This window comes from Niveispirillum sp. KHB5.9 (assembly GCF_048066115.1).
Lineage (GTDB): Bacteria > Pseudomonadota > Alphaproteobacteria > Azospirillales > Azospirillaceae > Niveispirillum.
This window is the reverse complement of sequence record NZ_JBLTYX010000001.1, coordinates 500,912-519,521: the sequence shown is the minus strand read 5'-3', so window position 1 is coordinate 519,521 and position 18,610 is coordinate 500,912. Positions and strand designations below refer to the sequence as shown.

Below are 18,610 nucleotides of genomic sequence, written 5' to 3'. Positions count from 1 at the left end.
AGCCGGGGAGAAGTCGGCGAACGGACAATATGCAGGCAAAATCGCGGCGAAGCGCCGTCATTCGGCGGCGAAACGGCAGGTACCGGGGCGGTGTATCACCGCCCCGGCATAAGGTCAGTTCCCAGCAGTCAGTTCCCGGTGGCCAGCGCCCCCGGCCGGCTGCGGATGGCCTGGCCCAGCAGGGATGCCGTCTGGCGGGCGGCATGTTCCGCCTCCCCGATGACGCCGGACCAGTTGAGGAAGCTGTGGGTCAGGGAGCCGTAATTCAGATAGGTGACGCTGACCCCATCCTCCTCCAGCCGGCGGGCGAAGCGCCGCCCCTGGTCGCGCAGCGGGTCGAAGCCGGCGGTGACCAGGATGGTGGCCGGCATACCCTTCAGGCTGTGGGCGTTCAGCGGACTGCCTTCCGGGCTGGCGCGGGTGGCGGGATCGGGGAACGCCATCCCGATCACCGCATCGATGAAGGGTCGGTCCAGCCCGTAACCCTTGCTGAACAGTCTGTAGGAACCGTCATCGGTTTCCATGGTCAGGGCCGGATAATAGAGCAACTGGTAAAGCGGCCCTGGCCGTCCGGCGGCAACCTGGCGCAGCGAGGTGACCGCCGTCAGGTGCCCGCCGGCGCTGTCGCCGCCCATGGCCAGGCGTTCGGGATCGCCGCCTAAGCTGGCGGCATTGGCCCTGACCCACAGCCATGCATCCTCCGCATCGTCATGGGCGGCGGGATAGGGGGTTTCCGGGGCCAGCCGGTAATCGACGGAAACGACGATCATCCCCGCCTCGTTGGCCATCAGGCGCACGGCCCGGTCCATGGCCTTGATACTGGCGAAGACGAAGCCGCCCCCATGGAAATAGACCAGGACGGGCAGGGCACCGGCGTCGGCGACCTTCGGCCTGTAGATACGGATGGGAATGTCGTTGCCGCCACGACCCTTGACGGTCCTATCCTCCACCGACGCCATGTCGGACGACAGGGCGGTGCGCACGGTCCAGCGGCGGTCGGTGCCGCTGCGGATGGCGGCCCGCCCCTCCGCCGTTGCGAACAGCGCCATCTCGCTCTTGAACGTCTCCGCCGAAGCGGCGGGGCGGGTCTGTTCGAACAGGAATTGCAGCTTGGGGTCCAGCGGATCGCCGTCCAGCTTCTCGCGCGGGCCCTTCAGCTGCCCCAGGAACCAGCTTTCCGGCTTCAGACCGGCAGCCAGCTCCGTCTTTTCCTGGTCGGTCAGGGTGATGTCGGGCGGGGCCAGCAGGAGCGGGGACGTGTCACCATCACAGCCGGAAACCAGCATGCCTAGGATCAGCATCAAGGGAACCAATCGTTTCGTCATCATCTCGGGATCATTCGGGGTGGATCGGAAATACGTCAATGATACGAATGTTTATTCATATTTGTATTTTGGACAAGCCCCTGATTGACGGGGTGACACGCTTTGCGGCAATGGAGGGGGCGGGGGTCGATGATCGGCCGGCGGGAAGGTGGGGATGGACGAGAAGCAGAAGCCGGACGCACCGCTGCGGCCGCGCAAGGTGCCAGTGCAGGAACGCTCTAAGGAAAGCATCCGCCGTCTGCTGGAGGCCACGCACCGCCTGCTGAAACGTGACGGGCCCAAGGGGGTGACCACCCCCAACATCGCCCGGGAATCGGGCATCTCCGTCGGGTCGATCTATCAGTATTTCCCCAACAAGGAAGCCATCATCCTGGCTTTGTACGAGTTGAAGCTGGCCGATATCCGGGCCATCGCGACAGCGCCGGTGGTTGTTGCCGATGGCGACTGGCGTGGCTTCATCCGCGCCTGGATCACCCATATCAAGCGGGAGGAGGCCGCCATCGATTTCGACCTGTCGATGAACGAGGCCATGGAGCATTTCCCCGACTTGCGCGCCATTTCCCGCCGGCATGCCGACATGTTCGCCGATATCATCATCGGGCATCTGAAGCGCTTCGGATCGACCTGGCCGGACGCGGCCCTGTATGATCTGGCCACGCATGTCTTCTTCCTGAACTCCGCCCTCTGGCTCTACTGGTCCCATGCCGGGCAGTCGCTATCCCACGGGATCGATCGGCTGGCGGATGGGGCCATCGCCCTGCTGGCCCCTGCCATCGAGGGCGGGGAACCGCCCCCGCCGCCCTATGCCGTCCACCGCACCGAACCCCAGGAGTAGCCGATGAAATCACCGATGATCCGCTGCGCCCTGGCGCTCGCCCTGCTGACCCTGCCGGCCAACGCGCAGGTTTCCCCCAGCCAGCAGGAGGCGCGCCGCGCACTCTATGGGGAAAAGCTGAACGGCCTGGCCTTCCGCCACATGGACGAGATTTTCGATACGGCACCCGTGGCCAATGGCGCCAAGGTCTGGAAGCTGCCGGAAGACATAAGCGCGCTGGACATCACCTATGAGTTCGAGGGCCAGCGCCGCACGACGGCGGACTTCCTGGAACGTACCCGCACCAATGCCATGCTGGTCATCCGCGACGGGCGCATCGTGCATGAGATCTACCGCAACAATAGCGGGCCGGAGACGCGGTTCATCTCCTTCTCCATGGCGAAATCCATCACGTCGCTGCTGATCGGGCTGGCGATCGAGGATGGGTTGATCGGCAGCGTCGATGATCCGCTGACCCGCTATGTCCCGGAACTGGTGGGTGACGGTTATAAGGACGTGACCATCCGTCAGGCCCTGTTGATGCGCTCCGGTGCGGCTTTCCGGGAGACCTATGGATTCGGCCAGAAAAGCCAGATGGAGGAATTGTACGAGAACAGCATGGTCACCGGCCGGGCCCGCTTCGCCGACATGGCGACGGGTATCGGCCGCGACCATCTGCCCGGCGAGTTCTTCAATTACTCCACTTTGGAGACGGGAGTATTGGGCTGGGTGCTGGAACGCGCCGTCAAGCGGCCCCTGGCCGACTACATGGCCGACCGGCTGTGGAAGCCGGCGGGGATGGAGGCGGCGGGTTACTGGCTGCTGGACGGGCCGCCGGGTGTGGGCCGGGCCTGGTCGGGTGCCGGCTTCAACGCCCGGCTGCGCGATTATGGCCGGCTGGGCCTGATGATGCTGAATGGCGGCAAGGCCAATGGCAGGCAGGTGGTGCCCGCCGCCTGGGTGGTGCAGTCAACCGTGCCGCAGGGCACGGAACCGGCGGCCCCGGACCGGGTCCAGGGTTACCAGTTCCAGTGGTGGACCCTGCCGGACAGCGATGCCTTCATGGCCAAGGGTGTGCATGGCCAATTCATCTGGGTTGATCCGGCCAGCCGGACCGTCATCGTGAAACTGTCCCACTGGCCCACCGCCTGGGTCCGCGCCCTGGAGAACGAGACGCTGGCCTATTTCCAGGCGGTGGCTTCAGGCAAATAACTTCAACAGAGCTGACAAATGTCCTGCACATCCATGTCGTTGTAATCGAGGTTCTCCCCGGCCATGGCCCAGATGAAGCTGTAGGATCGTGTCCCGCAACCCATATGCACCGACCAGGGCGGGGAGATCACCACCTCCTCGTTGCCCATCACCATGTGGCGCAACTGGTCGGGCTGGCCCATATAGTGGAAGACCCGGTCATCGGGCTCCAGATCGAAATAGAGATAGATCTCCGACCGCCGTTCATGCAGGTGCGGCGGCATGGTGTTCCACACGCTGCCCGGCTCCAGGATGGTCATGCCCAGGCAGAGCGAGGCGCTGTCGCAGGTGTGCGGCAGGATCAGCTGATAGATGGAGCGGGCGTTGGAGGTCTCCAGGCTGCCGCGATGCATCGGCTTCACTTCATCCAGGCTCAGCTTGCGCAGGGCACAGGCGCGATGCGCCGGCACGCTCAGCAGGTAGAAACGGGCCCCATCGCCCGAAAAGCGCACATCCTTGCTGCCCATGGGGATGTACAGCGCCTCACGCGGGGCGAGGTCCAGGCGCTGGCCATCGACTTCCACCGCACCCGCATCGCTACCGATATTGACGACGCTCATTTCGCGGCGTTCCAGCAGCGGGTGGCCGGCGGCACTGGCGGGCTCCGTCTGCACGGGCAGGAACAGGGCACCTCCCGTCGGCACCACGCCGCCGATGATGAACCGTTCGCCATGCGAATAGGTCAGCACCAGTTCGCCCGTACGGAACAGGCCGCCGACCAGATAACGGTCGCGCAGCTCCTCATTCGACGCCCCGTCCATCATGGTGGGATGCGTCGCGTAATAGGTCTTTTCGAACAAGGTCGCCTCCGGCGATGGAACGGTCAGAGTTTCGACACGGCGCTGGCTGCCAGAAGGAAGGCGCCGACGCCGTAATATTGCGTGTCCTGGGGTTCCACCTGTTCCGGCCGGTCGCTGACCTGCTGCACCCAGCCCAGACGACCGTCCGGCTGGATGGAGCGGGTGAGCGCGTTCCAGCCGCGCCGCGCCACCGGCTCGTACGTCACGCGGTCCAGCAGGCCGGCGGTGACGCCCCAGGCGATGGCATAGGTGTAGAACGCCGTGCCGCTGCTTTCCGGCGGGCTGTCCTCCGGCCCCAGCAGCGAGGGCGGCCAGTAACCGTCCGGCTTCTGCGTGGCCTTGATCTTCACGGCCATTTCCTTGAACAGGGCCTCCATTCGCACCCGGTCGGGGCTGCCCGCTTCCAGCAGCGGGATGGAACGGGCCATGCCGGCCAGGACCCAGCCATTGCCCCGGCTCCAGAACAGTTTGCGGGCCTTGTCGTCGCGGCGTTCGAAGAAGCGGCTGTCGCGGTAATAAAGGCTCTCGGCCGGATCATAGAGGAAGTCGGTGGTGGCCCAGAATTCCGCCATGGCGAAGTCGCGATAACGCGTATCGCCCGTCTGCCGCGCCAGTTCCAGCAGCACCGGCGGCGACATGAACAAGGCGTCGCACCAGCACCAGCGCTTCAAGCACTCCGCGTCGTTATAGCCCGACGGCGGCACATAGAAGGCTAGGTTCACCCGCGCCGGATTGGCCAGCACCTGATCGAACAGCTTGCGCGTCGGTTCCACCGCCGCCGGCCCGGCCCCCTGCTTGGCCGCCGCCCAGAGATAGGCCTGGGCGATGGCATGGTCGTCGGCGTGATAGGGGCGGCTGGCCGGCTGCCAGCCATTGGCCTTGGCCATCTCCATCACCGCCTTGGCGATGTCGGGGGCGGCCCCGGCATCGGCCAGTTCGGTCATGCCGATCCAGAACACCGCCTGTTCCCAGCCGCGCGGATTGCGGGTGCCGCCCGTGGCGCGGGGAATGTGGCTGCTGTCCATATGGGCCAGTTGCCAGCGCGCCAGCGTCACCGCCGTATCGATGGCGGCGCGGGCCGCCGGTGCCTGCGCGGTGGACGCGGCCTGTACCGTTGCCGTCACGGTCAGGGCGGGCAGGACCAGTAGCGGCGCCAGGGCGAGAAGGGCAAGGGCGTTGGGCTTCTTCATGGCGCTTCCTTGGCGGGGTTGACGGCGGCAAGACGCGGACTCAGCAGGTGAAGGGCCACCAGCGCGAACATATAGGCGGTGCCGGCCACGGCGAAGATCAGGGCATAGGAACCCGTGGCCCCCAGGATATAGCCCACGAACTTGGCGATCATCATGCCGCCGATGGCGCCGGCCGTACCGCCGATCCCCACGACGGAACCGACAGCGGCACGCGGGAACAGATCGGACGGCAGGGTCAGCAGATTGGCGGAGAACGCCTGATGCCCCGCCGTGGCAATGCCGATCAGCAGCACCGCCAGCCACAGATTATCGACATACTGCACCCCCACCACGGGCATCACGGCCAGCGAACAGAGGAACATGGTCAGCTTGCGCGCCCGGTTGGGCGTAAACCCGGCCCGGATCATCCGCGACGATGCCCAGCCGCCCAGCACGCTGCCCACATCGGACAGCAGATATATGGCCACCAGCGGCGGCCCGAAGCTCTTCAGGTCCAGCCCATAGCGGCGGCCCAGGAAATCCGGCAGCCAGAACAGGAACATCCACCAGATCGGATCGGTCAGGAACTTCGGCACCGCATAGGCCCAGGTCTCCCGAACCAGGAACAGCCGGCGCCAGGGCATACGTTCCACCTTGGGCGCCGGATCGCTGCGGATCAGGGCCAGTTCTTCCGGCGTCACCTTCGGATGCTTTTCCGGCGAGCGGTAGAGCGCCAGCCAAGCCACCAGCCAGATCAGGCTGAACAGGCCGGTGATGACGAAGGCCGCGCGCCAGCCATAGGCCATGGTCAATGCGGGGATCAGCAGCGGCGTCACGATCGCGCCGACATTGGCCCCGGCATTGAAGATGCCGGTGGCGAAAGCCCGTTCCCGCTGCGGGAACCATTCGGTGACGGCCTTCAGCCCGGCCGGAAAATTACCCGACTCCCCCACGCCCAGCGCGAAGCGCACCATGGCGAACTGGGTGACGGTATGCGCCATGCCATGGGCGCAATGGGCCAGCGTCCAGAAGAAAAAGGCGATGGCGTAACCAAAGCGCGCGCCGATCACATCGATGAACCGGCCCACGCCCAGAAAGCCGATGGCATAGGCGGCCTGGAACCAGAAGACGATGTCGGCATATTCCGCCTCCGTCCAGCCCAGATCGGCGGACAGCACCGGCTTCAGCACGCCGATCATCTGGCGGTCGATATAGTTGATGGCTGTGGCCGCGAACAGCAGGCCGCAGATCACCCAGCGATAGCCCCGCGCCTTCGAAGCGGCGGCGGCGATGACGCCTTCACACTCGCCGCTCACGTGCGGGCTTCCAGATGCGGAATGGCGGATGCGAGCGGAGGGCCGCCCGTGGAAACGCGTCGTTGCATGGTTCCTCCCGTGCGGGCTTTGCCGCTTGAAAGTTATCATACAACTTCGGCCTTGCCGGTCAAGGCGTCATACGTTCCCTCAGTCGGGGGGTCGGCAAGCCGCTCTAGCCGTTCCGCCCCTTGCTGCGCGCCGTGGCACTCAGCATCGAATGGCGGGTCAGGCTTTCCTGCATATGGTGGCGGGCCGCATCACGGGCGCGCTGCGGGTCCATGCGGACGATGGCTTCCAGGATGGCCTCATGCTCGGCCTGGACCTTGGCGGCATAGGCCTTGTGCGCTTCGGCCGGCTGGTCACGCAGATAGAGATTGCGCGGCGGCACCAGCCGCAGGCCCAGGAATTCCACGAATCGCGCGTAATAATCATTCTGGGTGGCGCGCGCGATGGCCAGGTGGAAGGCGGTATCGGCCTTGGCGGCGGCCACCGGGTCGCCCTGCTGGTCCTGCATCACCTGCAGCGCATCCTGGATGGCACCGATATCGGCCGTGGTGCGGCGCGCGGCGGCCAGCCCCGCCATCTCCGTCTCCACCCCCAGCCGCATTTCCAGCAGCTTCACGATATCGGCCAGCTCGTTCAGCTCGTCACGGGTGATCTGGAAGGCGCGATATTCGGCGGTGTCGGCCACGAACATACCGGACCCCTGTCGCGAAACGGCCAGACCCTGGGCCATCAGCCGCGCCACCGCCTCACGCACCACCGTGCGGCTGACATTCTCGGTCTCCGCGATCTCCTTCTGGGTGGGCAGGCGCGAACCGGGGACCAGGTCGCCTGACCGGATCTTGGCCTCCAGCTTGCCGAACAGCTCATCGGTCAGGGAGATGCTGCGCACCGCATCCTCGTTCCCGTCCGTTGGCCGTGCCACTGCAACCCTACTTGTCATATCAGTCTCCGACAGTTATCCCTATTCTAACACCGACTGGAACAATGGTCGACCCGGTGTAATGCCGGATAATGGGAGGTTGTCATATGTATTGGAACGGACGCGCCCTTATCGGGGCCGTGGCCCTGGCCATTCTTGTCCCCGCTGTCTCATTATCGCAGGAAAAGACCCCGGCCGCCGCTTTGGCTCCGCCAGCCGACCAGCGCCCGCGTGCCGCCGTAACCCTGGCCGATTACCGTTATGATGACCTGATGTGGGAGAATGATCGCACCGCTCACCGCATCTATGGCCATGCGCTGGAAGCGGCGGAACCGCCGTCCGGTTCCGGCATCGACAGCTGGGGCAAGAAGGTGGTCTGGCCCTATATGGACCGCCAGCTGCGCACCAGAGATTATCACAGCGACCTGGGCGAAGGGCTGGATTTCTACAATGTCGGGCAGGGGCGCGGTGCCGGTGGCCTGGGCATCTGGCATGACAACAAGCTGTGGACCTCGCGCAATTACCAGACCTATCGCATCCTGAAGAACGGCCCGGATGCCGCCGATTTTGAGGTGGATTACGCCCCCTGGCCCGTGGATGTGACGCGCAAGGCCTGGGAAACACGGCGCTTCACGCTGCCGCTGGGCACACATTTCACCCGGATGGTTTCCACCATCTCGTCAGACAGCCCGGACCCGCTGATCGTGGGTATCGGTATCGGCAAGAAGACCACCGGCAATGGCGGCGATCTGACCGTGGACCGGGAAAAGGGCGTGATCTCCTGGTGGGGCCCGGATGATCCGGCGCGCGGGCGCATGATGGTGGCCCTGCGCGTGGACCCGTCCATGATCGCGGAAATCCGCCAGGATGCCGACAATCACCTGGTCCTGCTGCGCGTCACGCCAGGCAAGCCGTTTGTCTATTATTCCGGATCGGCCTGGAGCAAGGGGCAGGGCGGCTTCACCGACCGTGCCGCCTGGGATGCCCATGTGCGGGCGGAACGGGTGGATTTCGCTGTGCCGGTGCGGTGATTTCCTTATAAGACAACCACTTCACCTCACCGCTTGACCGTCCAGGCCAAACCAAGGCGTTGCCTTGAGGTAACAGGCATCCGGCCATACCAAAGTTGTCATACAAATTTGTTGACAGCTTTTCCCGCCCATCCCATCATGTGGCCATCGACCTCCCGGACCGGACAATGCACCGGCACGCCGGGTCGGGCGGTCAAAGATCATCCAAAGAAAAGACGGCACCACTTCACGCCAGAACGGAAGGGTGCCGCGCCACATGGGAGGGACAGGAAATGGCCATTCGGGCTCATCGTATATCCATGTTCGCGGGCGGCGTGTCGCTGGCCGCACTGGCCGTGACGCCGGCCCTGGCACAGAGTGCCAACAATGCCGCTACTGACGCGCCGATCCTGGAAGAGATCATCGTCACCGGCCTGCGCGCCTCGCTGGAGCAGGCAGCCGAGATCAAGCGTGACGCCCCGCAGATCATGGACGTCATCACCGCCCAGGATGTGGGCAAGCTGCCCGACGTCAATGTGGCGGAGGCGTTGCAGCGCGTCACCGGCGTGCAGATCACCCGCGTCTTCGGTGAAGGCCAGTCGGTGTCGGTGCGCGGCCTGCAGCAGGTCCGCGTGGAGGTTGACGGCCGCACCCTGCTGGGCTGGTCGGCCCGTCTGTCGCCGCCGGAGAACGACCAACTGGGCCGCTCGTCCGGCCTGGACAGCGTGCCGTCCAGCCTGTTCGGCAAGCTGGCCGTCTATAAGACGCCACTGGCAGCACAGGCCGAAGGCGGGCTGGGCGGCACGGTCAACCTGACCACGCCCAAGCCCCTGAGCTTCAAGGAGCCCACCTTCTCCTTCCAGACCCAGGGCGTCTATTCCCAGGTCTCCGACAAGATCGAACCGGCCTTCACCGGCTTCGGCACCACCAAGTTCGCCGAAGGCCGCATCGGCGTGATGCTGGCCGGCGAATATCAGAAGCGCACCTCGACCACCCAGGCGTTCGAGCGCAACAATTTCCTGAACCGCACCTATACGGGCACCAATGCCGGCGTGAACCAGACGCCTGTGCTGTTGCAGTATGAGAATTTCGTGGTCGACCGGTCGCGCACCGGCCTGAACGGCGCCATCCAGTTCGAGGCTACACCGGAACTGACCATCACCGCCGACGCGCTTTATTCCAAGCTGGTCACCGGCCGTCACCAGGATTTCTTCGCCTTCCGCCTGCCCACGGGCACCAATGCCGTCACCAACCGGGTGACCGAGGATGGGATGGTGGTCGCCGGCACGGCCAACGGCACCGTCACCAGCGCCGGCCAAATCCGCAACGAACCCACGGAAAGCTTCCTCTATGGCCTGAACGGCAAGTACGAGGATGACGGCCTGACGGTGGAGGCCGATGGTTATTACAGCCGCGGCACGATTGATCAGACCATCCAGATCATCACGCTGCAGGCCACGGCCGCCGTGCCCGGCACCTTCGATTTCCGCGACAATACCGTGCCCTCGCTGGCGCTTGGCGGAACGTTCAACCCCACCAACTACGCCTCCTGGAACCCCGCCACCAACGGCGTTCGCTCCAACCGGCTGCTGGGTGTGCTGGATGAATGGACGGGCAAGCTGGATGTCAGTTACGAGCTGGAAAGCGGCATCAAGATTTCCGCCGGCGGGCGCTATACCGACCTGGGCGCACGGTCCAACGCCTATCGCAGCCAGGTGACCCCGACCCGCACGGAGATCGAGCCCTATCTGAAACTGATCGATGCCGGCGATTTCCTGAAGGACATCCCCGGCAATTTCCCGCGCAGCTTCCTCAGCACCGCGCCGACCTATGATTACGTCTTCACCCGCGCGCAAGCCGCGGAGCCCAACCGCAACCCGGATGACCGCTCCACCCTGCTGCCCAATTCGCAGCGCGATTACACGTTCAGCGAGAAGACGCTGGCCGGGTACCTGATGGTGTCGGGGGAAGGCGAGATCGGGGACATCCCGTTCCGCGCCAATGCCGGCGTGCGCGTGGCCCGCACCCGCCTGACCATGGACACGTTCCTGAATGTCGGCACGGTCAGCACGCCGGTGCAGGACAAGAATTCCTATACCAACGTCCTGCCCAGCGCGAATATCGCATTCAACGTCACCGACGACTTCCTGGTCCGCCTGTCCGCCTCGCAGACCATGCAGCGCGCGTCGATCGCCGATCTGGCGCCATCGACCTTCTTCAACGCCACCAACCTGTCGGTCACCGGTGGCAATGCCCAGCTGAAGCCGCCGGTTTCCACCCAGGGCGATATCAGCTTCGAATATTACACGGGTAAAAGCTCGCTGATCTCCGGTGCCATCTTCTACAAGGATGTGGATGATTTCATCGCCAGCTTCGTGACCACGGGGACGGATACCAACCTGGACCCGCAGGGCCGCGAACTGACCTTCTCCCGTCCGGAGAACCTGGCCAGCGCCAAGATCAAGGGGTTCGAGGTCGGTATCCAGCAGTTCCTGGATTTCCTGCCGGCACCGTTCGACGGGCTGGGCTTCATCGCCAACTACACCTATTCGGACAGTGAGGATAATGCGGGCTTCCCCTTGGTCGCCGTGTCGAAGAACAGCTACAACCTGATCGGCCTGTACGAGAAGGGGCCGTTCTCCGCCCGCGTTGCCTATAATTACCGCGACGAGGCGGTGTTCGAATTCTCCGAAGGCCGGCCCAGCTTCATCGGCGCCCGGTCGCAGCTGGACGCCCAGGTCGGTTACGACATCACCAAGGGCATCTCGGTGTCGCTGCAGGCCCAGAACCTGCTGCCGAAGAAGTCGGCGACGTCGGAATACAGCAACTTCAATGAGACGGCGCTGAACAGCTACGCTCTGTCCGAACGCCGCTTCTCCGCAGGCGTGCGGGCGAAGTTCTGATGGAGGCTGGTTTCAGCCTCTTCCACCGTCATTCCCGCGTAAGCGGGAATCCAGCGTGAGGCGCGGTCAGCGCCGATATGGCCCATGTCGCGGCAGACGCCGCTTATGCTGGATCCCCGCGTTCGCGAGGATGACGGTGGAAGAGGCCGTAACAAAGGCTCCCTAAGGAGTGAACCACATGAAGCTTGGTAACCACCTCTGGCTGGCCCTGGCCCTGTCCACCACCGCCCTGACGGCCACCGCCGCCGACCTGCCGAAAATCCTCACCGACAAGGCGACCCGGGCCGCAACCCCGCTGCCCGACTATTCCTATGCCGGCTACGGTTTCGGTCTGGCCGCCATCCCCGAGGATACGGGCACCATCGTCAATGTCACCGACCATGGCGTCATCCCCGATGATGGCCTGGACGATACCAAGGCCGTGCTGCGCGCCATCGATGCCGCCAACAAAGTGCAGGGCAAGGTCACCCTGCGGTTCCCCAAGGGCCGCACCCAGATCACCGAGGTGCTGCGCATCACCCGCAGCGACATCGTCCTGGACGGGGCCGGCGACGGGCCGAACGGCAGCGAGCTGTTCTTTCCCCGGCCACTGAAGATGATCGACAACAGCCATGATTTCGATGAACTTCGGCAATATCTGGTGCGGGAGAACAAGTACCAGGTAGAACCGGAACACAACATCAACTACCTGTTCACCGAATATAGCTGGGGCGGCGGCATGATCTTCGTGGGTCCCGACCGGACCCGCCCCGCCTCCTACGACCCGGCCATGGACAAGCGCGATCCCGTGCTGGCCAAGGGCGTTTCCGGCAAGCAGTTCGACCGCACGCTCACCATCGACGACACGTCGCGTCTGAAGGTCGGCGACGTATTGCGGGTGGAATGGTTCCCGGTGGACGGCAAGGACAGCCGGATCCTGAAATCGCTTTATGGCGACACCGACCTGCCCATCGGGTCGCACCATTGGACCTCCCCCGACCGGGCCGTGGTGGTGCAATCCACCCGCGTCACGGCGATCAAGGGCAAGAAGATCACCCTAGGCGATCCGCTGCTGCATGATGTGCGGGCGGACCAGCCGGCAGTGCTGACCCACTGGCCGCATCTGACCAATGTCGGCATCCAGAATCTGCGCCTGCAATTCCCAGAAAGCCCCTCCTTCGGCCATCATCTGGAGCAGGGATATAACGGCATCTACATGACCGGCGTGTTCGACGGCTGGATACGGCATCTGACCATCGACAAGTCGGACAGCGGCATCCTGACCGACAATGCCGGCAACCTGACCATCACCGACATCACCACCAGCGGCGAGCGCCGCGCGCATTATTCCGTCCATGTCGGGGCGGCGCATAATGTGCTGGTCAAGGATCTGAGGGTGGAGAACCCCGTCATCCACCCGCTGTCGGTCAATACCCGCTCCACCCGCGCCGTGTTCCTGCGGTCGCAGGTGAAGCGCGAGGCGATCATCGATCAGCATAGCGGGTCGAACCATCAGAACCTGTTCGACCAGATCACCATGTGGGCCGATCCGGCACAGAAGAAGGGTGAATGGCAGTACCGGCTATGGGTGGGTGGCGGCGCCTCCTACTGGAAGCCGGGCCATGGACTGTACAACACCGTGTGGAACGCGCGGCTGATCATGCCCGATACCGTGCCCGCCGATGCCAGCGTGGCGGTGACCAGCGGCCTGGAAGGGCCGGGGGAACGGGTGGTGGGCCTGCATGCCAACCGCCCGATCACCGTGCGCTACAACCCCGCCCCCTATGTGGAGGCGACGGGGCAGGCGGTGACGGACGCCCCGTCGCTTTACGAGTACCAGCTGGCGAAGCGGCGCTAGGGCCATGCGGCGGCGGGATTTCTGCCTGGGCTCCGCGCTGGCCCTGTCACTGGCAGGGACGGCCGGTGCCGCCCTGCCGCCCGGCCTTGATCTGGCGGCGGGTGAGCGGGGCAGGGTGCTTGCCGCCGCAAGGCGCTATCTGGCCGAAGCCCCCACTACCATCACCGATTTCCCGGCCCCGCGCAGTCCCGGCAGCCCGCATGATTATTATTCGGAGGGCGATTACTGGTGGCCGGACCCGGCCAATCCAGGCGGCCCCTATATCCGCCGTGACGGCTATTCCAACCCCGACAAGTTCACCGCCCATCGCGAGGCGCTGATCCGCCTGTCCGTGCAGCTGCCGGCCCTGGCGGCAGCGTTCCGGCTGACGCGGGATGTGACCTTCGCCGAATATGCGGAGCGCCATCTGCGCGCCTGGTTCGTGGCGCCGGCCACACGGATGAGCCCGCATCTGAACCATGCCCAGGCGGTGATCGGCGTCAATACGGGCCGCGGCATCGGCATCATCGATACGCTGCATCTGGTGGAGGTGGCGCGTGCCACCGCCATCCTGCGCCGCGCACGGGCGGGGGAGGCGGTCTATACCCCCACCATCGCCTGGTTCAACGCCTATCTGACCTGGATGACCACTTCCGCCAACGGCATCGATGAGCGCGACCAGAAGAACAATCACGGCACCTGCTGGGCCCTGCAGGTCGCGGAATTCGCCCGGCTGACGGGCCGGGGGGCGGAGACCGAACAGGCCAGGGCGCGCATCAAGGCGCTGATCCCGGGCCAGATCGCCGCCGACGGGTCGCAGCCGCTGGAACTGGCGCGTACCAAACCCTATGCCTATTGCCTGTTCAATCTGGATGTCCTGGCGGCCTGTGCCCATATCCTGTCGGACCTGAACGACGATCTCTGGCATTACCAGGGCGGTCAGGGCGGTTCCATCGCCGAGGCGCTCACCTGGATGGCACCGTTCATCGCCGATAAATCGACCTGGCCGAAGCCGCCGGATGTGGAGGCCTGGGCCGACTGGCCGGTGCGCCAGCCCAGCCTGCTGTTCGGCGGCCTGGCCCTGGGACGGGCGGATTACCTGACCCTCTGGCACCGCCTGGACCCCGACCCCACGGATGCGGAGATCATCCGTAACTACCCGCTGCGCCAGCCGATCCTGTGGGTCGGCGCATAGGCATCACCCAAGGCGTGGCGCTGCTGCCCAGCCTTGAACGTTTCACCGTTGACAAGTGCTGACACTTGTCGGCAATTGGTCAAGCCAATTTATCTCGTATCGGCAGGGATCATGTTGAAGATCAAGAATGCCCGTGTGATCGTGACGTCGCCGGGCCGCAATTTCGTGACGTTGAAGATCGAAACCGAAGACGGACTGACCGGCCTGGGCGACGCGACCCTGAACGGGCGCGAACTGTCCGTCGTCTCCTACTTGACCGAACATGTCATCCCCTGCCTGATCGGCCGCGACGCCCACCAGATCGAGGATATCTGGCAGTATCTGTACAAGGGTGCCTATTGGCGCCGCGGTCCGGTGACCATGTCGGCCATCGCCGCCGTGGACATGGCGCTGTGGGACATCAAGGCCAAGGCCGCCAACATGCCGCTCTATCAGCTGCTGGGCGGGGCCAGCCGCAAGGGCGTGATGGTCTATGGCCATGCCAATGGCGAGAATGTCGAGCAGACGCTTGAAGAGGCGCAGAAATACAAGGCGATGGGCTACAAGGCCATCCGCCTGCAATCGGGCGTGCCGGGTCTGGCCAGCACCTATGGCGTGTCCAAGGACAAGATGTTCTATGAGCCGGCGGACAATGACCTGCCGACTGAGAATATCTGGTCCACCCCGCAATATATGAATTCCGTGCCCAAGCTGTTCCAGGCGGCGCGCGATGCGCTGGGCTGGGACGTGCATCTGCTGCACGATGTCCATCACCGCCTGACCCCGATCGAAGCCGGCCGTCTGGGCCGCGACCTGGAACCCTATCGCCTGTTCTGGCTGGAGGATGCGACCCCGGCCGAAAACCAGGAGGCGTTCCGCCTGATCCGCCAGCACACGACCACGCCGCTGGCCGTGGGTGAGATCTTCAATACGATCTGGGACTGCAAGGATTTGATCCAGAACCAGCTGATCGATTATATCCGCGCCACGGTGGTCCATGCCGGCGGCATCACCCATCTGCGCCGCATCGCCAGCTTCGCCGACCTGTACCAGGTGAAGACCGGTTGCCATGGCGCCACCGACCTGTCGCCTGTCTGCATGGCCGCCGCCCTGCATTTCGGCCTGTCGGTGCCGAATTTCGGGGTGCAGGAATATATGCGCCACACGGCCGAAACCGACGCCGTCTTCCCCCACGCCTACAGCTTCGCCGACGGCTACATGCATCCGGGCGAGGCACCGGGCCTGGGTGTCGATATCGATGAAGGGCTGGCGGAGAAGTATCCCTACGCCCGCGCCTACCTGCCGGTGAACCGTTTGCAGGACGGCACCATGTTCAACTGGTAAGGCCTGTCTTAACCAGTTTACGGTCTCCTTCCCTGGCCGGCCCGACATCCCCGATGTCCGGGCCGGTTTTTTTATGGCCGTGGGTAAGGGGAGAGCGGTGCGTCATGCCGGTGTGCGCCCATCCCCCCTTCGTCATCCCGGCGCACGCCGGGACCCAGGGACCAAACGCCCGACCTCTCGGCGGCGTTAAGCAAGGCAAACCGCACCGTAGGGCTTGTGACCCCTGGTTCCCGGCTTTCGCCGGGATGACGGTTGGAGAGACGGCAACCAGAGTGCCCGGAGCTTCCATAGAGACCCTACCCCGTCCCATTTTCCTCTCCCCAAAACGGGGTGCGACAAGATTCCGTCCCACATCATTGACGGCTTTCCCATAAATTGGATTGAAATGGTCTGGACTCTTGTAAAAAGTGGCCTGACCAAAAAAAGCCCCTGGGGGAGTTATGTCCAAGTTTCGTTTCGGGCTGGCGCTGACGGCGTCGGCCATGGCCCTGACTTGCGGTGCCGCCGGCACCCAGCAGGCGCCCGCCACCGATATCCTGGAAGAGATTGTGGTCACCGCGCAGAAGCGCACGGAAAACCTCCAGGACGTGCCGCTGGCCGTCACCGCCATTTCCGGCGACGCCCTGGCCCGGGCCGGTGTGGACAGCTTCTCCGACCTGACCAAGGTGGTGCCGTCGCTGACCTTCACGCCGGGTGACCAGCCGGCCAACAGCTCCATCATCCTGCGCGGCATCGGCACCTTCGCCTTCTCCATCGGCGTGGAACCCAGCGTGGCCGTGGTGATCGACGATGTGCCGCTGGCCTTCCAGGCCCAAGCCTTCACCGACCTGATCGATCTGGACCGGGTGGAAGTGCTGCGCGGGCCGCAGAGCACCCTGTTCGGCAAGGCGGCGTCGGCCGGTCTGGTGAATGTCACCACGTCCGCCCCCACCGATACATTCACGGCCAAGGCCGACCTGCGCATCGCCACCAAGGATGAACAGCGCGCCGCCTTTTCCGTTTCCGGTCCGATTTCCGAGACCCTGGGTTTCCGCCTGTCGGCCGATGCCAGCCATTTCGGCGGTCTGGTCACCAACCTGGAGACCGGCGAGAAGATCAATGGCCGCAAGGAAAAGGGTGTCCGCGGCAAGCTGCAATGGACCCCGTCCGAAGCGCTGAACGTCACCTTCAACGCGCGCTACCGCAAGACGGATGCCGATTGCTGCGTCGGCGTGTTGCAGAAGCTGGACCCGACGGCCAATTTCTACAATCTGCCCGGCTTCCCGCAATCCACCGTGCTGGCCGGCATCACGCCCGGCAAGGACAACCTGAACATCCGCTTGGATGAAGAGGTGAAGTCCAACACCAAGGATCGCGGCGGTTCCGTCCGCGTCGCCTATGATTTCGAGGATGTGACGCTGATGTCGATCAGCTCCTTCACGAAGTTCGACCTCAGCGACGCGCAGGACCTGGACGGCACGGCCGCCAATTTCAATCCCGTGGTCAATCCCGGTGCGCCGGCCGGCGGCCGCGTGAATTACGGGCAGTTCAAGGCGGAAAGCGTGACGCAGGAACTGCGCTTGGTTTCCACCGGTGATGGCCCGTTCAGCTATGTCGGCGGCCTGTTCTTCGCCGATACCGACCTGTCGCGCTGGTATTACCGTGGCCCCACCATCGGCCGCTCCAACTGGGACGCCACCGCCGGCAACACCAACTATGCCGCCTTCGCCCAGGGCAATTGGGAGTTCGTGGAGGGCACCAGCCTGATCACCGGCCTGCGCCTGGTGCACGAGATAGTGGATTACAAGTACGCCAACCTGCTGACCGGCGCCCGCTTCGCCGGCGATGCCGATGATGATGCCGTCACCGGCAAGATCGGGCTGGAACACCATATCAATGATGATGTGATGCTGTTCGGCTTCTATGCCCGCGGCTACAAGGGCCAGACCTTCGATCTGACCAGCAGCTTCAACGCGGCCATCGCGGCGCGTGGCGCCATCAAGCCGGAAACCTCGGACGATTTCGAGGCTGGTGTGCGTTCCACCCTGCTGGACCGCCGCCTGATCCTGAACGCCACCCTGTTCCATACCGACTATAACAACTTCCAGGCTCAGGAATCCGAGCCGACCCTGGCCGGCGCCTTCATCTTGTCGAACGTGGGTTCGGTGCGTACCCGCGGCGTGGAACTGGAGACGACGGCCCGTATCGGGTCCGACCTGGACCTGACCGGCGGCGTCTCCTATATCGAGGCCGAGGTGAAGGATTACGCCCGCGCCCAGTGCTATCCCGGCCAGAATGCTGCCCAGGGCTGCGTCGGCGGGGTGCAGAACCTGGCGGGTGAGCAGTTGAACAACGCCCCACGCTGGCGCTTCAACCTGCGCGGCGATTACAATATCGACCTGCCCGACAATCTGCCGGTCGATGCGATCATCTCCGCCTCCTACAACTGGCAGAGCAAGGTCAACTTCTCCCTGTCGCAGGACCCGCTGACCCAGCAGGGCGCCTATGGTATCGCCAATTTGCAGGTGGGCTTGCGTGAGACCGAGGATGACCTCTACCGCGTCACCTTCTTCGCCAATAATCTGTTCGACCGTCAATATGCCGCCGGTCTGGCCAATTCCCAGAACTATTATGGCGGCCGACTGGCGGTGAACCGGCAGACGCCGCGGGATTACGAGCGCTATTACGGCGTGCGGCTGCAGTTGAACTACTAACTCTCCACCCTCTCCCGCTTCACGGGAGAGGGTGGGACCCGAGCCGTCAGGCTTGGGAGGGAGAGGGGGC

General features: G+C 64.4%; 13 protein-coding genes. 8 read left to right on the top strand and 5 right to left on the bottom strand.

Annotated elements, in window-relative coordinates; translation table 11 throughout:
• Window positions 1-128 precede the first annotated feature (128 nt).
• Complete coding sequence (locus ACM9HJ_RS02095; RefSeq protein WP_416570016.1) at window positions 129-1,301, bottom strand: alpha/beta hydrolase; 1,173 nt, start codon at window positions 1,299-1,301, stop codon at window positions 129-131.
• A 178-nt stretch (window positions 1,302-1,479) separates the two neighbouring features.
• Here ACM9HJ_RS02095 and ACM9HJ_RS02090 point away from each other — a divergent pair, with 178 nt between their 5' ends.
• The gene (locus tag ACM9HJ_RS02090; protein WP_416570015.1) at window positions 1,480-2,160 is read left to right on the top strand and encodes a TetR/AcrR family transcriptional regulator; all 681 of its coding nucleotides are present in this window, start codon (window positions 1,480-1,482) and stop codon (window positions 2,158-2,160) included.
• Window positions 2,161-2,163: 3 nt separating this feature from the next.
• A complete protein-coding gene (locus tag ACM9HJ_RS02085; RefSeq protein WP_416570014.1) occupies window positions 2,164-3,351 on the top strand; it encodes a serine hydrolase domain-containing protein in 1,188 nt (395 codons plus the stop codon).
• Window positions 3,352-3,353: 2 nt separating this feature from the next.
• On the opposite strand, the gene kduI is transcribed toward ACM9HJ_RS02085, so the two are convergent.
• The 4 genes from kduI to ACM9HJ_RS02065 all read right to left on the bottom strand — a co-directional run bounded on the left by kduI (window position 3,354) and on the right by ACM9HJ_RS02065 (window position 7,621).
• Window positions 3,354-4,190, bottom strand: a complete 837-nt coding sequence (kduI, locus tag ACM9HJ_RS02080) for a 5-dehydro-4-deoxy-D-glucuronate isomerase (RefSeq protein ID WP_416570013.1) — start codon at window positions 4,188-4,190, stop codon at window positions 3,354-3,356.
• A gap of 23 nt (window positions 4,191-4,213) precedes the next feature.
• A complete protein-coding gene (locus ACM9HJ_RS02075; RefSeq protein ID WP_416570012.1) occupies window positions 4,214-5,380 on the bottom strand; it encodes a glycoside hydrolase family 88/105 protein in 1,167 nt (388 codons plus the stop codon).
• Window positions 5,377-6,675 carry an MFS transporter gene (locus ACM9HJ_RS02070; protein WP_416570011.1) on the bottom strand — a complete coding sequence of 433 codons (1,299 nt, stop codon included), beginning with the start codon at window positions 6,673-6,675 and terminating at the stop codon, window positions 5,377-5,379. The genes ACM9HJ_RS02075 and ACM9HJ_RS02070 overlap by 4 nt, the downstream gene beginning before the upstream one ends.
• Before the next feature lie 172 nt (window positions 6,676-6,847).
• On the bottom strand, window positions 6,848-7,621 hold the full coding sequence (locus ACM9HJ_RS02065; protein WP_416570010.1) for a FadR/GntR family transcriptional regulator: 774 nt from the start codon (window positions 7,619-7,621) through the stop codon (window positions 6,848-6,850).
• Between the two features lie 86 nt (window positions 7,622-7,707).
• Here ACM9HJ_RS02065 and ACM9HJ_RS02060 point away from each other — a divergent pair, with 86 nt between their 5' ends.
• The 6 genes from ACM9HJ_RS02060 (at window position 7,708) to ACM9HJ_RS02035 (ending at window position 18,540) form a co-directional block, all read left to right on the top strand.
• Window positions 7,708-8,631, top strand: a complete 924-nt coding sequence (locus tag ACM9HJ_RS02060) for a DUF4861 family protein (RefSeq protein WP_416570009.1) — start codon at window positions 7,708-7,710, stop codon at window positions 8,629-8,631.
• Between the two features lie 272 nt (window positions 8,632-8,903).
• Entirely contained in the window at window positions 8,904-11,513 is a 2,610-nt protein-coding gene (locus tag ACM9HJ_RS02055; protein ID WP_416570008.1) for a TonB-dependent receptor, read from the top strand.
• Between the two features lie 178 nt (window positions 11,514-11,691).
• The gene (locus ACM9HJ_RS02050) at window positions 11,692-13,350 is read left to right on the top strand and encodes a hypothetical protein (RefSeq protein WP_416570007.1); all 1,659 of its coding nucleotides are present in this window, start codon (window positions 11,692-11,694) and stop codon (window positions 13,348-13,350) included.
• A gap of 4 nt (window positions 13,351-13,354) precedes the next feature.
• Window positions 13,355-14,524 (top strand): alginate lyase family protein, encoded by a 1,170-nt coding sequence (locus ACM9HJ_RS02045; RefSeq protein WP_416570006.1) that lies wholly within the window; start codon window positions 13,355-13,357, stop codon window positions 14,522-14,524.
• A gap of 111 nt (window positions 14,525-14,635) precedes the next feature.
• Window positions 14,636-15,847 (top strand): D-mannonate dehydratase ManD, encoded by a 1,212-nt coding sequence (gene manD, locus ACM9HJ_RS02040; protein WP_416570005.1) that lies wholly within the window; start codon window positions 14,636-14,638, stop codon window positions 15,845-15,847.
• A gap of 440 nt (window positions 15,848-16,287) precedes the next feature.
• Entirely contained in the window at window positions 16,288-18,540 is a 2,253-nt protein-coding gene (locus tag ACM9HJ_RS02035; protein ID WP_416570004.1) for a TonB-dependent receptor, read from the top strand.
• The last annotated feature ends 70 nt before the right edge of the window (window positions 18,541-18,610 follow it).

Coding starts and splice junctions, on each gene's coding strand:
- ACM9HJ_RS02095 (WP_416570016.1), bottom strand. CDS start 1,301: ATGCTGATCCTAGGCATGCTGGTTTCCGGCTGTGATGGTGACACGTCC.
- ACM9HJ_RS02090 (WP_416570015.1), top strand. CDS start 1,480: ATGGACGAGAAGCAGAAGCCGGACGCACCGCTGCGGCCGCGCAAGGTG.
- ACM9HJ_RS02085 (WP_416570014.1), top strand. CDS start 2,164: ATGAAATCACCGATGATCCGCTGCGCCCTGGCGCTCGCCCTGCTGACC.
- ACM9HJ_RS02075 (WP_416570012.1), bottom strand. CDS start 5,380: ATGAAGAAGCCCAACGCCCTTGCCCTTCTCGCCCTGGCGCCGCTACTG.
- ACM9HJ_RS02065 (WP_416570010.1), bottom strand. CDS start 7,621: ATGACAAGTAGGGTTGCAGTGGCACGGCCAACGGACGGGAACGAGGAT.
- ACM9HJ_RS02060 (WP_416570009.1), top strand. CDS start 7,708: ATGTATTGGAACGGACGCGCCCTTATCGGGGCCGTGGCCCTGGCCATT.
- ACM9HJ_RS02055 (WP_416570008.1), top strand. CDS start 8,904: ATGGCCATTCGGGCTCATCGTATATCCATGTTCGCGGGCGGCGTGTCG.
- ACM9HJ_RS02050 (WP_416570007.1), top strand. CDS start 11,692: ATGAAGCTTGGTAACCACCTCTGGCTGGCCCTGGCCCTGTCCACCACC.
- ACM9HJ_RS02045 (WP_416570006.1), top strand. CDS start 13,355: ATGCGGCGGCGGGATTTCTGCCTGGGCTCCGCGCTGGCCCTGTCACTG.
- manD (WP_416570005.1), top strand. CDS start 14,636: ATGTTGAAGATCAAGAATGCCCGTGTGATCGTGACGTCGCCGGGCCGC.
- ACM9HJ_RS02035 (WP_416570004.1), top strand. CDS start 16,288: ATGTCCAAGTTTCGTTTCGGGCTGGCGCTGACGGCGTCGGCCATGGCC.